Source organism: Streptomyces sp. WAC06614, from assembly GCF_003949795.1.
GTDB lineage: Bacteria > Actinomycetota > Actinomycetes > Streptomycetales > Streptomycetaceae > Streptomyces.
Map to the genome: position 1 here is coordinate 1 of NZ_RPRY01000022.1, position 16,707 is coordinate 16,707.

The 16,707-nt window shown below is 72.7% G+C and carries 11 protein-coding genes; 2 read left to right on the forward strand and 9 right to left on the reverse strand.

Translation table 11 applies throughout. The features are described from left to right. Positions 1–206: 206 nt before the first annotated feature. A complete protein-coding gene (gene sph, locus EF918_RS05040) occupies positions 207–1,196 on the forward strand; it encodes a sphingomyelin phosphodiesterase (RefSeq protein WP_125641374.1) in 990 nt (329 codons plus the stop codon). 62 nt (positions 1,197–1,258) lie between these two features. Here sph and EF918_RS05045 read toward each other — a convergent pair whose 3' ends face one another. From EF918_RS05045 to EF918_RS05055, 3 genes are all read right to left on the reverse strand, one after another. Then, positions 1,259–1,618, reverse strand: coding sequence for a DUF6193 family natural product biosynthesis protein (locus EF918_RS05045; protein ID WP_125641377.1), 360 nt, complete (start codon positions 1,616–1,618; stop codon positions 1,259–1,261). A gap of 9 nt (positions 1,619–1,627) precedes the next feature. After that, the gene (locus EF918_RS05050; protein ID WP_260609800.1) at positions 1,628–6,517 is read right to left on the reverse strand and encodes an RHS repeat-associated core domain-containing protein; all 4,890 of its coding nucleotides are present in this window, start codon (positions 6,515–6,517) and stop codon (positions 1,628–1,630) included. A gap of 70 nt (positions 6,518–6,587) precedes the next feature. Further along, positions 6,588–8,414, reverse strand: coding sequence for a long-chain fatty acid--CoA ligase (locus EF918_RS05055; protein ID WP_125641380.1), 1,827 nt, complete (start codon positions 8,412–8,414; stop codon positions 6,588–6,590). Positions 8,415–8,500: 86 nt separating this feature from the next. On the opposite strand from EF918_RS05055, the gene EF918_RS05060 reads away from it, so the two are divergent. Further along, positions 8,501–9,241 (forward strand): MerR family transcriptional regulator, encoded by a 741-nt coding sequence (locus EF918_RS05060; RefSeq protein WP_125641383.1) that lies wholly within the window; start codon positions 8,501–8,503, stop codon positions 9,239–9,241. 25 nt (positions 9,242–9,266) lie between these two features. On the opposite strand, the gene EF918_RS05065 is transcribed toward EF918_RS05060, so the two are convergent. From EF918_RS05065 to EF918_RS05090, 6 genes are all read right to left on the reverse strand, one after another. Then, on the reverse strand, positions 9,267–11,450 hold the full coding sequence (locus tag EF918_RS05065) for a 3-hydroxyacyl-CoA dehydrogenase NAD-binding domain-containing protein (RefSeq protein ID WP_125641386.1): 2,184 nt from the start codon (positions 11,448–11,450) through the stop codon (positions 9,267–9,269). Between the two features lie 45 nt (positions 11,451–11,495). Beyond that, positions 11,496–12,710 carry an acetyl-CoA C-acetyltransferase gene (locus EF918_RS05070; RefSeq protein ID WP_125641389.1) on the reverse strand — a complete coding sequence of 405 codons (1,215 nt, stop codon included), beginning with the start codon at positions 12,708–12,710 and terminating at the stop codon, positions 11,496–11,498. 26 nt (positions 12,711–12,736) lie between these two features. After that, a complete protein-coding gene (locus tag EF918_RS05075; protein WP_125641392.1) occupies positions 12,737–13,879 on the reverse strand; it encodes an acyl-CoA dehydrogenase family protein in 1,143 nt (380 codons plus the stop codon). Between the two features lie 76 nt (positions 13,880–13,955). Further along, a complete protein-coding gene (locus EF918_RS05080; RefSeq protein WP_125641395.1) occupies positions 13,956–15,005 on the reverse strand; it encodes an LLM class F420-dependent oxidoreductase in 1,050 nt (349 codons plus the stop codon). Next, positions 15,005–16,132 (reverse strand): CaiB/BaiF CoA-transferase family protein, encoded by a 1,128-nt coding sequence (locus EF918_RS05085; protein WP_125641398.1) that lies wholly within the window; start codon positions 16,130–16,132, stop codon positions 15,005–15,007. Before EF918_RS05085 ends, EF918_RS05080 begins: the two co-directional genes overlap by 1 nt. 167 nt (positions 16,133–16,299) lie before the next feature. Beyond that, positions 16,300–16,695: an MmcQ/YjbR family DNA-binding protein gene (locus EF918_RS05090; RefSeq protein WP_125641401.1), complete on the reverse strand. Its 396-nt coding sequence runs from the start codon at positions 16,693–16,695 to the stop codon at positions 16,300–16,302. Positions 16,696–16,707 lie beyond the last annotated feature (12 nt).

The following is a 16,707-nucleotide window of genomic DNA, read 5'->3' on the forward strand; positions in this document are numbered from 1 at the left end:
CTCCTGGGGGGTGGCCTGGCTGCGCTCGGGGGGCTGGGTCGTCTCCATGGTCCCAGTATGCGAGGAACGTGCGCGGCGCCGGAGGGGAGGGGGCCCCGGGCGTCCGCACTCCCGTCAGAAAGTCGTGTCACGGGTGTTACCCAGAAGTAACTGCGGCTGCTTGTATGGCGCCGTCGATCTCACCCCCCAAGGTCACAGGAGACCCCATGCCGATCTCCAGCGTGCGCACCAAGGCCGCCGCCGCGGCCGTCGCGTCCGCGGTCACCGCCGCCCTGGTCGCCACCGCCACCCCGGCCGCGGCCGACGGGACCGCCGCCCCGGCCGCGCCGCGCGTGAGCGTCCTGACGTACAACGTGTTCCTGATGAGCAAGAACCTGTACCCGAACTGGGGCCAGGACCACCGCGCCGCGGAGATCCCGAAGACCTCGTTCTTCCAGGGCCACGACGTCGTGGTGCTCCAGGAGGCCTTCGACAACGGCGCCTCCGACGCGCTGAAGGCGAACGCGGCCTCCCGGTACCCGTACCAGACCCCGGTGGTGGGCCGCAGCAGGAGCGGCTGGGACGCCACCGGCGGCTCGTACTCCTCGACCACGCCCGAGGACGGCGGTGTCACGATCCTCAGCAAGTGGCCGATCGTGCACAAGGAGCAGTGGATCTACAAGGACGCCTGCGGCGCCGACTGGTGGTCCAACAAGGGCTTCGCGTACGTCGTGCTGGACGTGAACGGCGCCAAGGTGCACGTGGTCGGCACGCACGCCCAGTCCACCGACCCGGGCTGCGGCGCGGGCGAGGCTGCACAGATGCGGGCGCGGCAGTTCCGCACCATCGACGCCTTCCTGGACGGCAAGAACATACCGGCGGACGAGCAGGTGCTCGTGGCCGGTGACATGAACGTGGACTCCCGCACGCCCGAGTACGCCGCCATGCTCTCCGACGCCGGCCTGGTCGGCGCCGACAGCCGCACCGGCCACCCGTACTCGTTCGACACGGCGCTGAACTCCGTCGCGAACTACCGCTACCCGACGGACCCGCGCGAGGACCTCGACTACGTCCTGCACCGCGCCGGCCACGCCCGTCCGGCCGGCTGGAACAACAACGTGGTCAAGGAGCAGAGCGCTCCCTGGACGGTGAGCAGCTGGGGCAAGAGCTACACCTACACCAACCTCTCCGACCACTACCCGGTCACCGGCTCCTGACCCGCCGCCGCGCCCGCCCGGGCGGCCGTCCCCCGCGCCCCGGGGGACGGCCGCCCGCGGGCTCAGGGGGCGGGCAGCGTGGTGACGAGCAGGGCGAAGGCCTCGTCCAGGGTGTCGACCTCGGCGAGGGTGGTGGGGGCCTCCAGCGGCCCGCGGACGCGGTAGCGGCCGTCGGGGGTCTTGTGGACCTCACCGCCGACGCGCCGGGCCGCGAAGCCGGTCCCCCGGTTGAAGAACATCACCCCGTGGCTGACCCCGGGGCACAGCTCCCGCAGCCGCGGCTGCGCGTACGCGGCCCGCACCACGGCCGGATCCACCAGTTCGCCGCCCTCTTCGAGGAAGTACCGCCACGTGGCGGCGACGACCTCGGCCTCGCCCTCGTCCTGCGCACCGGCCTTCCCGGCACCGTTCTCGCTCGTCATCCGACGTCCTTACTTCTTGTGCTTCGGCAGCTTCGACAGGTCCGGCTGGATCTCCGGGATGTCGGGCTTGGGGACCTCGACCTTGGTGAAGCCCCCCTTGCCGTCCTGGGTGTACCAGTCGATGGACTCCCACGAACGCCCGGGGCGCTCGTCCTCGGGGTCCCCCCACGCGGCGGCCCCGTCGTAGTTCCGCACGGCGGAGGCCACCAGGCTCATCTCCCAGGCGGTGCCCGCGGAGCCCGCGGGCGGGTAGTTGTCCCGGTGGAGCATATTGTGCGGCGCCCCGTGCCGCGCCGCCGCCTGGAAGGCCTCCGTGATGCCCTCGGGCGTGTTCCAGTTGGCCCGGTCACCGTTGTGGTTGGGCATGCCGTCCAGGGTGATCGACAGACGGCTGCGGTCACCGACGGCGGAGGCCACGTTGGTCATCCACGCGGGCGGCTCGCCCTCGGCGTACTGGGCGCCGTTGTACGTGTGCGCCCCGGGGTGCTGGGGCCGTGAGGGGTCGTGGTCGGGGTCGTTGGGGTCGTTGCGCAGCCACCGGGCCAGCGAGTTCGACGGCCCGTTGGGCGGGGGCTGGTTGGGGCCGAGCACCACGTGGTGCTCGTGCTCCCGCGCCCGGCGGACCGGGCACATCTCCAGGCCCAGGGGGTCCGTCCACGTGGTGGGGTTGTCCACGTACGTGGTGGGGTTCGAGGCCGGGGACAGGCCCAGGGGGTCCGGGGAGGCGTAGCGGCCCGTGGTGGGGTCGTAGTGGCGGTGGCGGTTGTAGTGGAGGCCCGACTCCGGGTCGAAGTACTGGCCCGGGAAGCGCAGGGGGGTGTAGGCGGTCGCGTCGCGGTTCCAGGAGGTCGTGCCCCACAGCGTGGCGCGGGTCCGCCAGGCCACCTCGCCCTGCTCGTCGACCAGTTCGCGCGGGGTGCCGACGAGGTCGGTGACGACCGCGAAGAACCGCCGGTCGACCTCGGCGTCGTCCAGCAGCCGGCGTTCCAGCTGGGTGACGGGGGCGGCGCCGTCGTGGTCCCAGGTCAGCGCGACCGCCTCGGGGCTGCCGGGGGCCCGGGTGACCTGCTCGACCAGGAGGTCGCCGTCCCAGGTGAACAGCACCTCCTCGGCCACGGTGACGGCGCCGCCGTCCTCCCCCGGCGCCAGGCGCTGCTTGGCGGTGCGGCGCCCGAGGGCGTCGTAGAGGTAGCGCCAGCGGGTGCCGTCCGGGGTGACGACGCCGACCAGGCGGTCCTCGGCGTCCCAGGTGTAGTGCCAGCTCTCCGGCTTGCGCGACAGCCGCGTCCGCTGCCGCAGGACCACCCGGCCCTGGCCGTCGTACGCGTAGCGGACGCGGCCCGCCCGGGTGAGGCGGGTGCCCTCGTAGGTGCGGGCACCGTGCGCCGCGTCCTCGCCGGGCCAGGACGCCTCGGCCTGGTTGCCGGCCCCGTCGTAGGCGTAGCGCTCGGTCCAGTCCGGGCCGCGGACCCCGGTGACCCGGCCGGCGGGCGTCAGGTCCAGCTCGCGCGGGCCCGTCAGCAGGTCCTCGACGGCGGTGAGGTGGCCGTCCGGGCGGTAGCGGTAGGCGCGGTGCTGGACCTGCCGTCCCTGCGCGCCGTGGACGGACTGGGCGGTCAGCCGGCCGAGGTCGTCGTAGACGTGGTCGATCGTCAGGTGGGCGCCGAAGCGGCGGGTGGTCTCGCGGCCGGAGGAGTCGAACGCGAACGTGACCGGGTGGCCCGAGGAGTCCAGCCGGGCCCCACCGTCGCCGGGGAAGCTCCACCGGCTCAGCGCGCCGGTCGGCGTGGTCCGGTGGGTGCGGCGGCCCGCCACGTCGTAGGTGTGGGTGAGCTCCCGCCCGTCGACCGTCTCGCTGAGGACGCGGCCCGAGCCGTCCCGGACGTAGCGCAGCTCCGCGCCGGGCCCGGTCGCGGCGCAGAGGTGGCCGGCGGCGTCGTAGCCGAAGCGGGTGACCGCCCCGTCGACGTCCTTGGCCACGACGCGGCCGGCGGTGTCGCGGGTGAAGCGGACGGTCTGGCCGGCGCCGTTGGTGCGGGAGGCGAGCTGCCCGGCCGCGTCGTACGCGTAAGCGAGGGTACGGCCGTCGAAGTCGGTCTCGGCGACCTTGCGGCCGGCCGCGTCGTAGGTGTAACTCCAGGTCTGGCCTCGGTCGTTGGTGACCGTGGTCAGGCGCAGTTCGGTGTCGTAGCCGAAGGAGAGGCGGGCGCCGTCGGGTGCGGTGCGGGAGGCGACCAGGTCGAAGTGGGTGTAGGTGAAGCGGGTCTCGCCGCCGACCGCGTCGGTGTGGGAGAGGCAGTTGCCCTCGCCGTCGTAGGTCCAGCTCTCCTGGGAGCCGTCGGGGGCCGTGCGGCGGGCGAGTTTGCCCTCGACGGTCCATTCCAGGCGGGTGGTGGCACCGGTGGGGTCGGTGATCTCCACCTGGCGGCCGAAGGCGTCCCGCCGGATCCGGGTGAGGCCGCCGAGGCGGCCGCGGAGGGTGACCGGCAGGCCGGCGGCGTCGTGACGGATGCGTTCCAGCGGGCCGAGGTCGTCGTCGACGGCGACGAGATGGCCGGAGCCGTCGTACGCGGAGCGGACCGTGGTGCCGTTCGGCCGGGTGAACAGGGTGGGGTTGCCTCGCTCGTCGTACTCCTGGCGGGAGGTCGCCCCGTCGGGAGTGGTGACGGTGACGAGCCGGTGCCGCTCGTCGTACGTGGCCGTGCCGGCGGTCCCGTCGGGGTGGTCGGTGCGGACGAGGTCGCCGCGGTCGTCGTAGGTCCAGGTGGTGGTCCGGCCGAGCGGGTCGGTCCGGGCCAGGAGCCGGTCGTAGCGGTCCCACACCTGCCGCACGGTGTGGCCGAGGGGGTCGGTCTCGGCGACGACCTGGAGGGCCTCGTTGTAGTGGAACAGCGTGGTGGCGCCGGTGGAGTCGGTGTAGCGGGTGGTCCGGGCGGCCGTGTCGTAGACGAAGGCCGAGGAGAGGAACCCGTCGGGGCCGATGGTGCGGATCACGCGGCCGGCGCTGTCGTAGACGTAGCGGTAGGTGGAGTCGTTGCGGTCGGTCCAGGAGGTGATGCGGCCCGCCGCGTCGTAGGTGAACCGCTGGGGCACCCCGGAGGAGTCGGTGACGGCGGACAGCGATCCCTCGTCGTCGTAGCCGTAGGTGCGGACGGTGACGGGGCCCTGCGGGGTGCGCACGGACAGGGCGGCGATCCGGCCGCGGCCGGTGGTGAGCTGGACGGTGTACCCGCCGCCGTGGGTGACGGAGGTCGGGGCTCCGTCGGGCGTGCGGGCGAAGGAGAGGTGGTTCCCGTTGCGGTCCTCGATGCCGGTCAGCCAGTACGCCGTCGAGGCGCGGTACGGGCTGCCGGTGAAGGTGCGGGTCAGGCCACTGCGGGGGTCGGTGACCGCGTAGGTGGTCTCGTCGTCGTACTGCCCCTCGTGCGTCAGGGCCAGCCGCGGCCCTTCGAGCGGCAGGACGGGGTCCCCGCCGGGCACCGGCAGGCGGGGGTAGACGAGCAGGGAGCCGTCCTCGCGGGCCCAGACGGCGCCGGCGCCCACGGGGTCGAGCTCGATCCGCTCGTCCAGGGTGGAGGCCCAGCTCCGGCCGAACCACTGCCCGTAGCGGTAGGCGGCCAGGTGGGTGCGGGTGAGGACCAGGGGCAGGGCGCCGGGGAGGGTGAGGTCGGTCTGCGGCAGGAGCATCTCGCCGGTGACCACGTCCACCGGGTCGGTCGCGCAGCGGGTCTGCTCCGCCGGGATGCTGTTGCGCCGCGCCTCGTCCTTGGCGCCGTGCAGGGGGTCCGGCTTGCCCCGGTGGTCGGCGTCCGGCTTGCGGTGGTCGGCGCCGGGGCCGTTCCCGCCCCCGCCGCCCCTGCCGTCGCCGTTCTTGGCCCGGGCCTTGGCGAGGCGGGCGGCGAGGTCGTCGTCGTTGTTCTTGTGGTCCGTGGAGATCTGCTTGACGGCCTTGGGGAGGGTCTTGCCGACGTGGTCGCCGACCTGCTTGGTCGCCTTCACCAGGGCGGCCACGGCCTTGTCGGCCACCGGGTCGATGGCCTGGGCTATGGAGTCCCGGCCCCGGGTGCGGCCGTGGGCGGTCTTGGCCTTGTGCAGCTTCGAGGTGGTCTTGCCGTGGATGTTGGTGCTGACGCCGGAGAGCTTGGTGTGGGCCCGGTCGTGCTCGTCGTGGTCGATGAACAGGTCCGACAGGCCCGAGCCGCCTCCGCCGCCGCTGCCGCCGGCGGAGGCCAGCTTCAGGGACTCCTTGCCGGACTGGACCCCGTCGTGGAAGCCGTCCTTGCCGGCCTGCTTGGTCTGGCCGAGGTCGACGCCGTCCTGCAGGCCGATCGCCATCGACCCGAGCTGCACGACCAGGTCGGTGGCCATCCCCTCCAGGGCGGCGACGGCCGGCTCCGTCATCGCCGAGACGATGTGGGCGACGGCCTCCTCCGCCGCCTCGGTCAGCAGCTTCAGCAGCTGCTTCTTCGTGAAGGCGATCGCGCCCGCGCCGAGCAGCGCGGACAGTCCGCCGGTGACCGGGATCAGGGACAGTGCCAGCCCGGTCTGGCCCGCCAGGATGCCGAGCTCGACGACGGCCTTGCCCTTCATGACCTCGATCGCTCCGGCGGCCATGTCCAGCGCCCCCGCGATCGTCCGCGCCGCGGACACGATGTCCTTGAGGTGCTTGCCCTTGACGGTGTTCCAGTGCTCGCTGAGGGCCTTGATCGACTCCCCTTCGCCGGAGGACAGCAGCCGCTCGAAATGGTTGTTGGCGAGCTGCCCGTCGTCCTCCAGGTCGTCGGCGAACTCCCGTAGGGCGTCCGCCATCTCCCGGTAGGCGTCCTCGTCGACGTTCGGCCAGTTCACCCCGACCAGATCCAGCAGAGTGTCGGCCCAGTCCGGCACCGTGACAGCCACGCGGTTCCATCCCCCTTGATCAGTTCCGTTCGATCACTCGAACAGTACTGTCATGGAAGGATGTTCCCGCTCACCCCTCCTCGTAGAGCGCGTCCAGCACCTCGGCGTACCGGGCCCGGACCACGCGGCGGCGGAGTTTGAGGGACGGGGTCAACTCCCCCGTCTCCGGGCCCCACTCCTCCGTCAGGAGGCGGTAGCGCTTGATCTGTTCGGTGCGGTTGAGGCGGGCGTTGGCGCTCGCCACCGCCCGGTCCAGCTCCTCCCGGACCGCGGGATGGGCGGCCAGGGCGGTGAGGGAGGGCGCCTCGATGCCCCTCGACGCGGCCCAGACCGGGGCCAGTTCGGGGTCCAGGACGAGCAGGGCCACCAGGTAGGAGCGGCCGTCGCCGTGGACCAGGGCCTGGCCGATCAGGGGGTGTTCCTTGACCGTGTTCTCCACCAGGGCCGGGGAGACGTTCTTGCCGTTCGAGGTGATGATGAGTTCCTTCTTGCGGTCGGTGAGCCAGAGGAACCCGTCCTCGTCGATCCGGCCCACGTCACCCGTCGGGAACCACCCCTCGGCGTCGCAGGCGCTCTCGACCGAGCCGTCGGGGCGCAGGTAGCCGCTGAACACCGTGGCACCGCGGGTGAGGATCTCCCCGTCCTCGGCGACGCGCAGCTCCAGCCCCTCGATGGGACGGCCCACCGAGCCGAGCCGGAAGCCGTCCGGGCTGTTGACCGTGCACACGCCGGAGGTCTCGGTCAGCCCCCACGCGTCCATGATCGTGATGCCGAAGCCCGCCCAGAACCGCACCACGTCCAGCGGCATCGGCGCGGTGGCACTGGCCGTCCACACCAGGCGGTCCAGCCCGGCCAGGCCCAGCAGCGGGTCCAGCACCTCCTCCTTGGCCCGCGCGTACGCCGCGGCCAGCTCGGCGGGGACCTCCTCGCGGCGTTCGCGGTGCCCGGCCCGGGCCCGGGCGAGCTCGTTGGCCCGTTCCACGACCCGGCGCTGCTCCTCGGGCAGCCGGGCCAGGACGGCCCGTACGGAGGCGGCGAGCTTCTCCCAGACCCGGGGCACGCCGAAGAACTGCACGGGATGCAGCTCGCGGACGGCCCCCGCCACCGCCGCCGGGTCGGCGCACAGCCGGACGTGCGCGGCGCGCAGCAGCGGCAGGTAGATGCCGAGGAGGCGCTCGGCGATGTGCGCGAAGGGCAGGTAGCAGAGGTGCTCGGCGTGCTCGGGCAGGTCCACGCGGTGGTCGAGGCGGACGGCCTGGAGCAGGATGTTGCGGTGGCTGAGCCGGACCCCCTTGGGGTCGCCGGTGGTGCCCGAGGTGTAGACGACGGTGAGCGGGTCCTCGGGGCGGGCCTCCTGCCAGGCCTTCTCGAAGGCTTCGGAGCCGTACCGGCGGGCGCCGGTCGCGTACAGCGAGGCGTACGGGGTGTGCGGCCCGGCCTCGGCGGGCTCGGCGACCACCAGGCGGTCGAGGGCGGCGCTGGGGTCGTCGAGCAGCGGCTCCCAGCGCGGCAGCTCGCGGGCGCCCTCGACCAGGGCGATCCGGGCCCGGCTGTGCCGGGCGATGTGGGCGACCTGCTCGGGGGCGGAGGTGCCGTAGACGGTGACGGGGACGGCACCGAGGTGGACCAGGGCGAGGTCGGTGAGCCAGTGCTCGGGCCGGTTGCCCATCATGATCAGGACGTGGTCGCCGCGTCCGACGCCGAGGGCGGCGTAGCCGGCGGCGAGGACGGCGACCTTGCGGCGCACCTCGGACCAGCTCAGGGTGGTCCACCCGGCGTCCGGTGCGGTGCGCCACGACAGGGCGGGCAGGGCGCCGTGGTCGGTGGCGTTACGGGCGAGCAGGGCGGGGAGGGTGATCTCGTCGGGGCGTCCGGGCAGTAGCAGGTTCGTCGTCATGGGCAGCTCCTGGCCGTTTCACATCATTGGTGCGACAGCAATACTGTTGAACCCAAGCCGTGGATCGGAGAGCGAGGCGACAGACGATGGCACCCCAGGCACCCGAACCGGCGCCGGCGCCGGCGTTCACCGTCGACGAGCTGGCCGCGCGGGCGGGGGTCACCGTCCGTACCGTACGGTTCTACAGCACGCGCGGGCTTCTGCCCCCTCCCGTGATCGGACCTCGTCGCGTGGGCCTGTACGGGCCGGAGCACCTGTCCCGGCTGGCCCTGATCGAGGAGTTGCAGCTCCAGGGCATGACCCTGTCGGCGTGCCAGCGGTACCTGGACGCGCTGCCGGACGACCTCAGCGCCCATGACCTGGCCATCCACCGGGCCCTGGTGTCCACCTGGGCGCCGGACGCGGCCGAGGAGGCGTCGCGGGAGGAGCTGGAGAAGCGGGCCGGCAGGCCGCTGTCGGACGGTGACCTGGAGCGGCTGACCGCCATGAACGTGATCGCGCCCGACGCCGGCGGCGGACCGGGCTTCCGGGTGGACCCGGCCCTGCTGCGGCTCGGGGTCGCGCTGCTCGACGTACCGATCGCGCACCGGACGATCCTGGCGGCACGTCAGGTGCTGCTGGAGCACACCCGGTCGGCGGCGCACGAGCTGACCCGGCTGTTCCGGGACGAGGTGTGGGAGCCGTTCGAGGAGGGCGAGGACGATCCCGAGCGGGTGGAGTCGATGAAGGCGCTGTCGGCGCACATGCAGCCGATGGTGGTGCAGGCGCTGGTGACGGCGTTCCAGCGGTCGCTGAAGGAGGAGCTGCGGGCGGCGTTCACCTCGTGAGGAGGTGAACGCCGCCCACCGCGGCCTAGGCCGTGACGACCTGGTCGGTGAAGGTCTCGCCGCGCTCGGCCTTCTCCACCAGCAGGGCCGGCGGGGTGAAGCGCTCGCCGTACTCGGCGGCCAGCTCGCGGGCCCGGGCCACGAAGCCGGGCAGGCCGCCCTCGTAGCCGTTGACGTACTGGAGCACGCCACCGGTCCAGGCCGGGAAGCCGATGCCCATGATGGAGCCGATGTTGGCGTCGGCGACCGAGGTCAGCACGCCCTCCTCCAGGCAGCGCACCGTGTCGAGCGCCTCGGCGAAGAGCATCCGCTCCACCATGTCCGCGAACGGGATCTCCGCGCCGGGCTTGGCGAAGTGCTCGCGCAGGCCCGGCCACAGGCCGGCCCGCTTGCCGTCCACGTAGTCGTAGAAGCCGGCGCCCCCGCTGCGGCCGGGGCGCTCGAACTCGTCGACCATGCGGTCGATGACCTGGTCCGCCGGGTGCGCGGTCCAGGTGCGGCCCTCGGCCTCGACGGCCTTGCGGGTCTCGTTGCGGATCTTGCGCGGCAGGGTCAGGGTCAGCTCGTCCATCAGGGAGAGCACCTTGGCCGGGTAGCCGGCCTGGGCGGCGGCCTGCTCGACGGAAGCCGGCTCGATGCCCTCGCCGACCATCGCCACGCCCTCGTTGATGAACTGGCCGATGACGCGGGAGGTGAAGAAGCCGCGCGAGTCGTTGACCACGATGGGCGTCTTGTTGATCTGCCGGACCAGGTCGAAGGCGCGGGCGACGGCCTCGTCGCCGGTCCGCCCGCCCTTGATGATCTCCACCAGTGGCATCTTGTCGACGGGCGAGAAGAAGTGCAGGCCGATGAAGTCCACCGGGCGGGCGACGCCCTCGGCGAGCGAGGTGATCGGCAGGGTGGAGGTGTTGGAGCACAGCAGCGCGTCGGGGGCGACCACGTCCTGGATCTCCTGGAAGACCCGGTGCTTGAGGCCGGTGTCCTCGAAGACGGCCTCGATGACGGCGTCGCAGCCGGCCAGGTCGGCGACGTCGGCGGTCGGAGTGATCCGGGCGAGCAGCTCCGCGGCCCGGTCCTCGGTGGTGCGCCCGCGGCCGACGGCCTTCTCCAGCAGCTTCTGCGAGTACGCCTTGCCCCGGGCGGCGGCCTCGGCGGTGACGTCCTTGAGGACCACCTCGATGCCGGCCCGGGCGCAGGAGTAGGCGATGCCCGCGCCCATCATGCCGGCGCCCAGCACGGCGACCTTGGTGACCTGGCGCTGCGGCACGCCCTGGGGGCGGCTGCGGCCGGCGTTGACGGCCTGGAGGTCGAAGAAGAAGGCCTGGATCATGTTCTTGGCGGTCTGGCCGGTGACCAGCTCGGTGAAGTACCGGGCCTCGATGACCTGGGCCGTCTCGAAGTCCACCTGGGAGCCCTCGACGGCGGCGGCCAGGATGTTGCGCGGGGCCGGGTAGGGGGCGCCGCCCAGCTGCTTCTTGAGGTTGGCGGGGAAGGCCGGGAGGTTGGCGGCGAACTTGGGGTGCGCCGGGGTGCCGCCGGGGATGCGGTAGCCGGGCACGTCCCAGGGCTGCTGCGACCGGGGGTTGGCGTCGATGAAGGCGCGGGCCTTGGCGAGCATCTCCTCCGGGGTGGCGGCCAGTTCGTGGACCAGCCCGTTCTCCAGCGCCCGCTGCGGGGGGTACTGGGTGCCCTGGAGGAGCACCTTCAGCAGCGCGTCGGCGATGCCCATCAGGCGCACCGTACGGGTGACACCGCCGCCGGCGGGGAGCAGGCCGAGGGTGACCTCGGGCAGGCCGATCTTGGAGCCGGGGGCGTCGAGGGCGACGCGGTGGTGGCAGGCGAGGGCGATCTCGTAACCGCCGCCGAGGGCGGCGCCGTTGATGGCGGCGACCACGGGCACGCCGAGGGTCTCGATGCGGCGCAGGGAGCGCTTGATGGCCATGCCGGTCTCGAAGGCGAGCTGGGCGTCCTCGCGGCGCAGCCGGATCATGTCCTTGAGGTCGCCGCCCGCGAAGAAGGTCTTCTTGGCGGAGGTGACGATGATGCCGCGGACGGAGTCCTTCTCGGCCTCGGCGCGGTCGGCGACGGCCGCGAGGGACTCCTTGAACGCCTGGTTCATGGTGTTCGCGGACTGGTGGGGGTCGTCGAGGACGAGGGTGACGACGCCGGTCTCGTCCTGTTCCCAGCGGATCGTGCTGGACTCGCTCATGTTCGCTACTTCCGTGTCGGGGGTGGGCTCGGGATGCAGGACGGATCAGACGCGCTCGACGATGGTGGCGACGCCCATGCCACCGCCGACGCAGAGGGTGACCAGGCCGTAGCGCTTGTCCTGGCGCTCCAGTTCGTCGACCACGGTGCCCAGCAGCATCGCACCGGTGGCGCCGAGGGGGTGGCCCAGGGCGATGGCGCCGCCGTTGACGTTGACCTTGTCGAGGGAGACGCCCATGTCCTTGACGAAGCGCAGGACGACACCGGCGAAGGCCTCGTTCATCTCGATGAGGTCGATGTCGTCGATGGTCAGGCCGGCCTTGGCCAGGGCCTTGCGGGTGGCCGGGGCCGGGCCGGTGAGCATGATGGTGGGCTCGGAGCCGGAGACGGCGGCCGCGACGATCCGGGCGCGGGGGCGCAGGCCGCCGCGCTCGCCCGCCTCGCGCGAGCCGATGGCGACGAGCGAGGCGCCGTCGACGATGCCGGAGGAGTTGCCGGCGTGGTGGACGTGGTCGATCTTCTCGATCCAGTGGTACTTCTGCAGCGCCACGGCGTCGAAGCCGCCGAGCTCGCCGATGTCGGCGAACGAGGGCTTGAGCGTGGCCAGGGTGTCGGCGGTGGTGCCGGGGCGGACGAACTCCTCGTGGTCGAGGACCACCAGGCCGTTGCGGTCGGTGACCGGGACCACGGAGCCGGCGAAGCGGCCCTCCTTGATCGCGGTGGCGGCCCGCTCCTGGGACAGGGCGGCGTACTCGTCCACGTCGCGCCGGCTGAATCCCTCGATCGTGGCGATCAGGTCGGCGCCGATGCCCTGCGGGACGAAGCCGGTGTCCCAGTTGGTCATCGGGTCGGCGAACCAGGCGCCGCCGTCGGAGGCCATCGGGACCCGGGACATCGACTCCACGCCGCCCGCGAGGACCAGGTCCTCCCAGCCGGAGCGGACCTTGGCGGCGGCCATGTTGACGGCCTCCAGGCCGGAGGCACAGAAGCGGTTCTCCTGGACGCCGGCCACGGTGTCGGGCAGGCCCGCGGCGATCGCCGCGATCCGGGCGATGTCGGATCCCTGGTCGCCGACGGGACCCACCACGCCGAGCACGATGTCGTCGATGGTGGCCGGGTCCAGCTCGGGGTTGCGCTCGCGCAGGGCCCGGATCAGACCCACCACCAGGTCGATCGGCTTGGTCCCGTGCAGGGCGCCGTTGGCCTTGCCACGGCCGCGCGGGGTGCGGATCGCGTCGTACACGTAAGCTTCGCTGCTCACAGGTCAAGCCTTTCGGGGAGGAAGGTCTAGCTGAGGAGGGAGCGGCCGATGATCTCCTTCATGATCTCGGTCGTCCCGCCGTAGATGGTCTGGATGCGCCCGTCCGTGAAGGCCCGGGCGACGGGGAACTCGCTCATGTAGCCGTAGCCGCCGTGGAGCTGCAGGCAGCGGTCGGCGACCCGCTTCTGGAGTTCGGTGGCCCACCACTTGGCCATCGAGGCGTGCACGTGGTCCAGTTCGCCGTGGGTGTGGTCCACGATGCACCGGTCGAGGAAGGTGCGGGTGACGGCGCACTCGGTGGCCATCTCGGCGATCTCGAACCGGATGTGCTGGAGCTTGGCCAGCGGCCGGCCGAAGGCCTCGCGCTCCTTGACGTACGTGGTGGTGAGCTCCAGCAGGTGTTCCGCGGCGGCGATGCCGGCCATGGCGATGCTCAGGCGCTCCTGCGGCAGGTTGTGCATCAGGTGGACGAACGCCCCGTTGAGCTCGCCGAGCAGGTTCTCCTTGGGGACGCGGACGTCGTGGAAGAACAGTTCGGCGGTGTCCTGGGCCTTCTGACCGATCTTGTCGAGGTTGCGGCCCCGCTCGAAGCCTTCGGCGCCGCGCTCGACGACCAGCAGGGACAGCCCGTGCGCCCCGCCCTCGGGCGTGGTGCGCGCCACGACGATCACCAGGTCGGCGAGGATGCCGTTGGAGATGAAGGTCTTGGAGCCGTTGAGCAGCCAGTGGTCGCCGCGGTCCTCGGCGCTGGTGCGGATGCCCTGGAGGTCGGAGCCCGCCCCCGGCTCGGTCATGGCTATCGCGGTGACGAGCTCGCCCGAGCAGAAGCCGGGCAGCCAGCGCCGCTTCTGCTCCTCGGTGGCCAGGGAGGTCAGGTACGGGCCGATGATGTCGTTGTGCAGGCCGAGGGCGAGCCCGGGGGTACCGGCCCGGGTGAACTCCTCGGCGAGGACGGCGGCGTAGCGGAAGTCGGGGTTCCCGCCGCCGCCGTACTCCTGGGGCACGGCCGTGCCGAGCAGGCCCTGGCGGCCGGCCGCCAGCCAGGCCTGCCGGCTGACGATCCCGTCCTTCTCCCACTGCTCGTAGTGCGGGAGCACCTCCTTGGCCAGGAACGTACGGACGGTCTCGCGGAACGCTTCGTGTTCGGCCTCGAAGATCCGGCGCTTCATTCTCGGGGCCCTCCTGGAGCCATCTCGTAACGGTCGGGGCTGTGCCCGACGGTCAGGTCGGAGCTGTGCCCGACGGTCACAGCCAGTTCTTGACGGTTTCGACGAGCCGGGCGGGCTCGGGGCCGACCGGGGTGACGTTGAGCATGGTGACGCCGGCCTCCCGGAAGGCCTCGATCCGGTCGCGGACATAGCCTTCCGGGCCGCACAGCGTCATCAGTTCGCAGAACTCTTCGGGGACGGCGGCGGCCGCGTCCCGCTTGCGGCCGGCGAGGAACAGCTCCTGGATCCGCCGCGCCTCCTTCTCGTAGCCGTAGGCGACGGCGAGGTCGTGGTAGAAGTTCTTGCCGACCGCCCCCATCCCACCGACGTAGAGCGCGATGTGGGGCCGGGCGAGGTCCCGTACGACGGCCGCGTCCTCGCCGATGGCGAGCAGGCCGCCGGCGACGATCTGCAGGGGGCCGAGTCCGGCGGGCCGGGCGGCGGTACCGCGGGCCAGGGCCTCGCCCCAGACCTGGTGGGCCTTCTCGGGCAGGAACAGGGTGGGCAGCCAGCCGTCGGCGATCTCGGCGGTCAGCGCCACATTGGCCGGGCCGAGCGCGGCGACGTAGACGGGGATGTCGGGGCGCACCGGGCGGGTGAGGATCTTCAGCGGCTTGCCGTGCCGGCCGCCCTTCTCCGGTGGCAGCGGCATGTCGGTGATGCCGTGGTGGTCGACGGTCTCGCGGCGCCAGATCCGCCGGCACAGCTCGACCGTCTCCCGGGTACGGCCGAGCGGGCGGTCGTACGGCCTGCCGTGCCAGCCCTCGACGACCTGCGGGCCGGAGGCGCCCAGGCCGAGCAGGGCCCGGCCGCCGGAGAGGGCGTCCAGGCCGGCGGCGGTCTGCGCGATGAGGGCGGGGGTGCGGGAGTAGACGTTGACGATGGCCGAGCCGATCTTCATCCGCTCGGTACGGGCGGCCAGGTAGCCCATGATCGTCGGGGAGTCGAAGCCCCAGGTCTCGGCGACCCATACGGCGTCCAGGCCGGCCGACTCCAGCGCGGCGGCCTCGTCGGCGGCGCGGCGGGGGTCCGGGGCCCCCGCCCAGCGGTAGCCGGGGGAATGGTCGAGCAGCATGGACAGTTCCATCAGGCGTCCTTCGGGTCCAGGGCGGGCAGGTCCCAGTCGCGGGCGACCTCCGCGGTGTGGGCGCCGGGGAGGGCCGGGCCGCCGTCGACGGTGGTGGGCGTGACGGAGAACCGGGGCGCGGGCGCGGGCTGGGTGATGCCGCCGGCCTCGGTGAAGGTGCCGCGGGCGGACAGGTGCGGGTGGCCGGGTGCCTCGCGCAGCGAGAGCACGGGGGCCACACAGGCGTCGGTACCCTCGAACACGGCCGTCCACTCGGCCCGGGTACGGGTCCTGAACCGGGCGGCGACGGCCTCGCGCAGCTCGCCCCAGCGGGCCAGGTCCTTGCGGGCGGGCGCCCGGTCGGCGATGCCGAGCAGCTCCACGAAGGTGTCGTAGAACTGCTGCTCCAGGGCGCCGACCGCCATGTACCCGCCGTCGGCGGTCTCGTAGCAGCCGTAGAAGGGGCAGCCGCCGTCGAGGAGGTTCGACCCGCGCCGGTCCTGCCAGCCGCCGGCCGCGACCATGCCGTGGATCATGGCGGTGAGGTGGGCGGTGCCGTCCACGATGGCGGCGTCCACGACCTGGCCGGTGCCGGTGGCCCGGGCGTGGTGGAGGGCGGCGAGCACGCCGACGACCAGGTAGAGGGAGCCGCCCGCGTAGTCGCCGACGAGGTTGGCCGGGACGGCCGGGGGCGCGTCCGGGGCGCCGATCATGCCGAGGGCGCCGGTGACGGCGATGTAGGCGATGTCGTGCCCGGCGGTGTGCGCGAGCGGGCCCTCCTGGCCCCAGCCGGTCATCCGGCCGTAGACGAGCCGCGGATTGCGGGCCCGGCACTCGGCCGGGCCGACGCCGAGCCGTTCGGCGACGCCGGGGCGGAAGCCCTCGATGAGCACGTCGGCCCGCTCGACCAGGTCCAGCACCCGGGCGGGACCCTCGGCGGACTTGAGGTCGAGCACCACGGACCGCTTGTTGCGGTTGGTGACGTCGTGGGCGGGATCGACGGCCAGGCCCGGGCCGCCGGGCCGGTCCACGCGTACGACGTCCGCGCCCAGGTCGGCCAGGAGCATGGCGGCGAACGGGCCCGGGCCGATGCCCGCCAGTTCCACCACGCGCACTCCCGCGAGCGGGCCGTTCCTTGCCCCTGCCATCGAGCCCCCAGCGCCAGGCGTATGACACAACTGATGTAACACCAGCGATGCTAGGAACGCCTTCCACGCAGCACAAGCCCCCGCCCGCACCCGATTGAGCGAGCGCTTAGTGCAGGCGGTGCCCTATGCGGCCGTCCGTGGCGGTCAGTCCGCCGCCAGGCCCCCCGTCAGGCCCCCCGCCCGTCGAGGAGCTCGTCCAGCAGCTTCACGTGCCGCTTGAGCGCCACCGCCCGGTAGCTCTCCTCCACCCACTCGCACAGCATCTCCGCGCCGGGCGCCCCCTTCTCCCCCAGCGGGACCGTCACCCATCCCGAACGGCCCAGTCCGTACGCGGTGGGACGGGCGCCCGGGGCGGTGAGCGCGTGCTCGTGCAGCGCCTCGTCCGTGAGCTTGACCGAGAGACCGGGCGGCTCGGGGCCGTCCGCCGTGCCCAGGAAGACGAAGATCTTCTTGTTGATCTTCACCACCCCGCTCTCGGGCCCCCACGGGTGCTCCTCCACCGCCTCGGGGAGCCCGAGGGCAAACTCCCGCACCTGCTCCCACTTGCGTACCGCTGCCTTCATCGATGCCTCCTC

Coding starts and splice junctions, on each gene's coding strand:
- EF918_RS05055 (WP_125641380.1), bottom strand. CDS start 8,414: ATGACGACGAACCTGCTACTGCCCGGACGCCCCGACGAGATCACCCTC.
- EF918_RS05060 (WP_125641383.1), top strand. CDS start 8,501: ATGGCACCCCAGGCACCCGAACCGGCGCCGGCGCCGGCGTTCACCGTC.
- EF918_RS05090 (WP_125641401.1), bottom strand. CDS start 16,695: ATGAAGGCAGCGGTACGCAAGTGGGAGCAGGTGCGGGAGTTTGCCCTC.
- EF918_RS05045 (WP_125641377.1), bottom strand. CDS start 1,618: ATGACGAGCGAGAACGGTGCCGGGAAGGCCGGTGCGCAGGACGAGGGC.
- EF918_RS05080 (WP_125641395.1), bottom strand. CDS start 15,005: ATGGAACTGTCCATGCTGCTCGACCATTCCCCCGGCTACCGCTGGGCG.
- sph (WP_125641374.1), top strand. CDS start 207: ATGCCGATCTCCAGCGTGCGCACCAAGGCCGCCGCCGCGGCCGTCGCG.
- EF918_RS05085 (WP_125641398.1), bottom strand. CDS start 16,132: ATGGCAGGGGCAAGGAACGGCCCGCTCGCGGGAGTGCGCGTGGTGGAA.
- EF918_RS05075 (WP_125641392.1), bottom strand. CDS start 13,879: ATGAAGCGCCGGATCTTCGAGGCCGAACACGAAGCGTTCCGCGAGACC.
- EF918_RS05065 (WP_125641386.1), bottom strand. CDS start 11,450: ATGAGCGAGTCCAGCACGATCCGCTGGGAACAGGACGAGACCGGCGTC.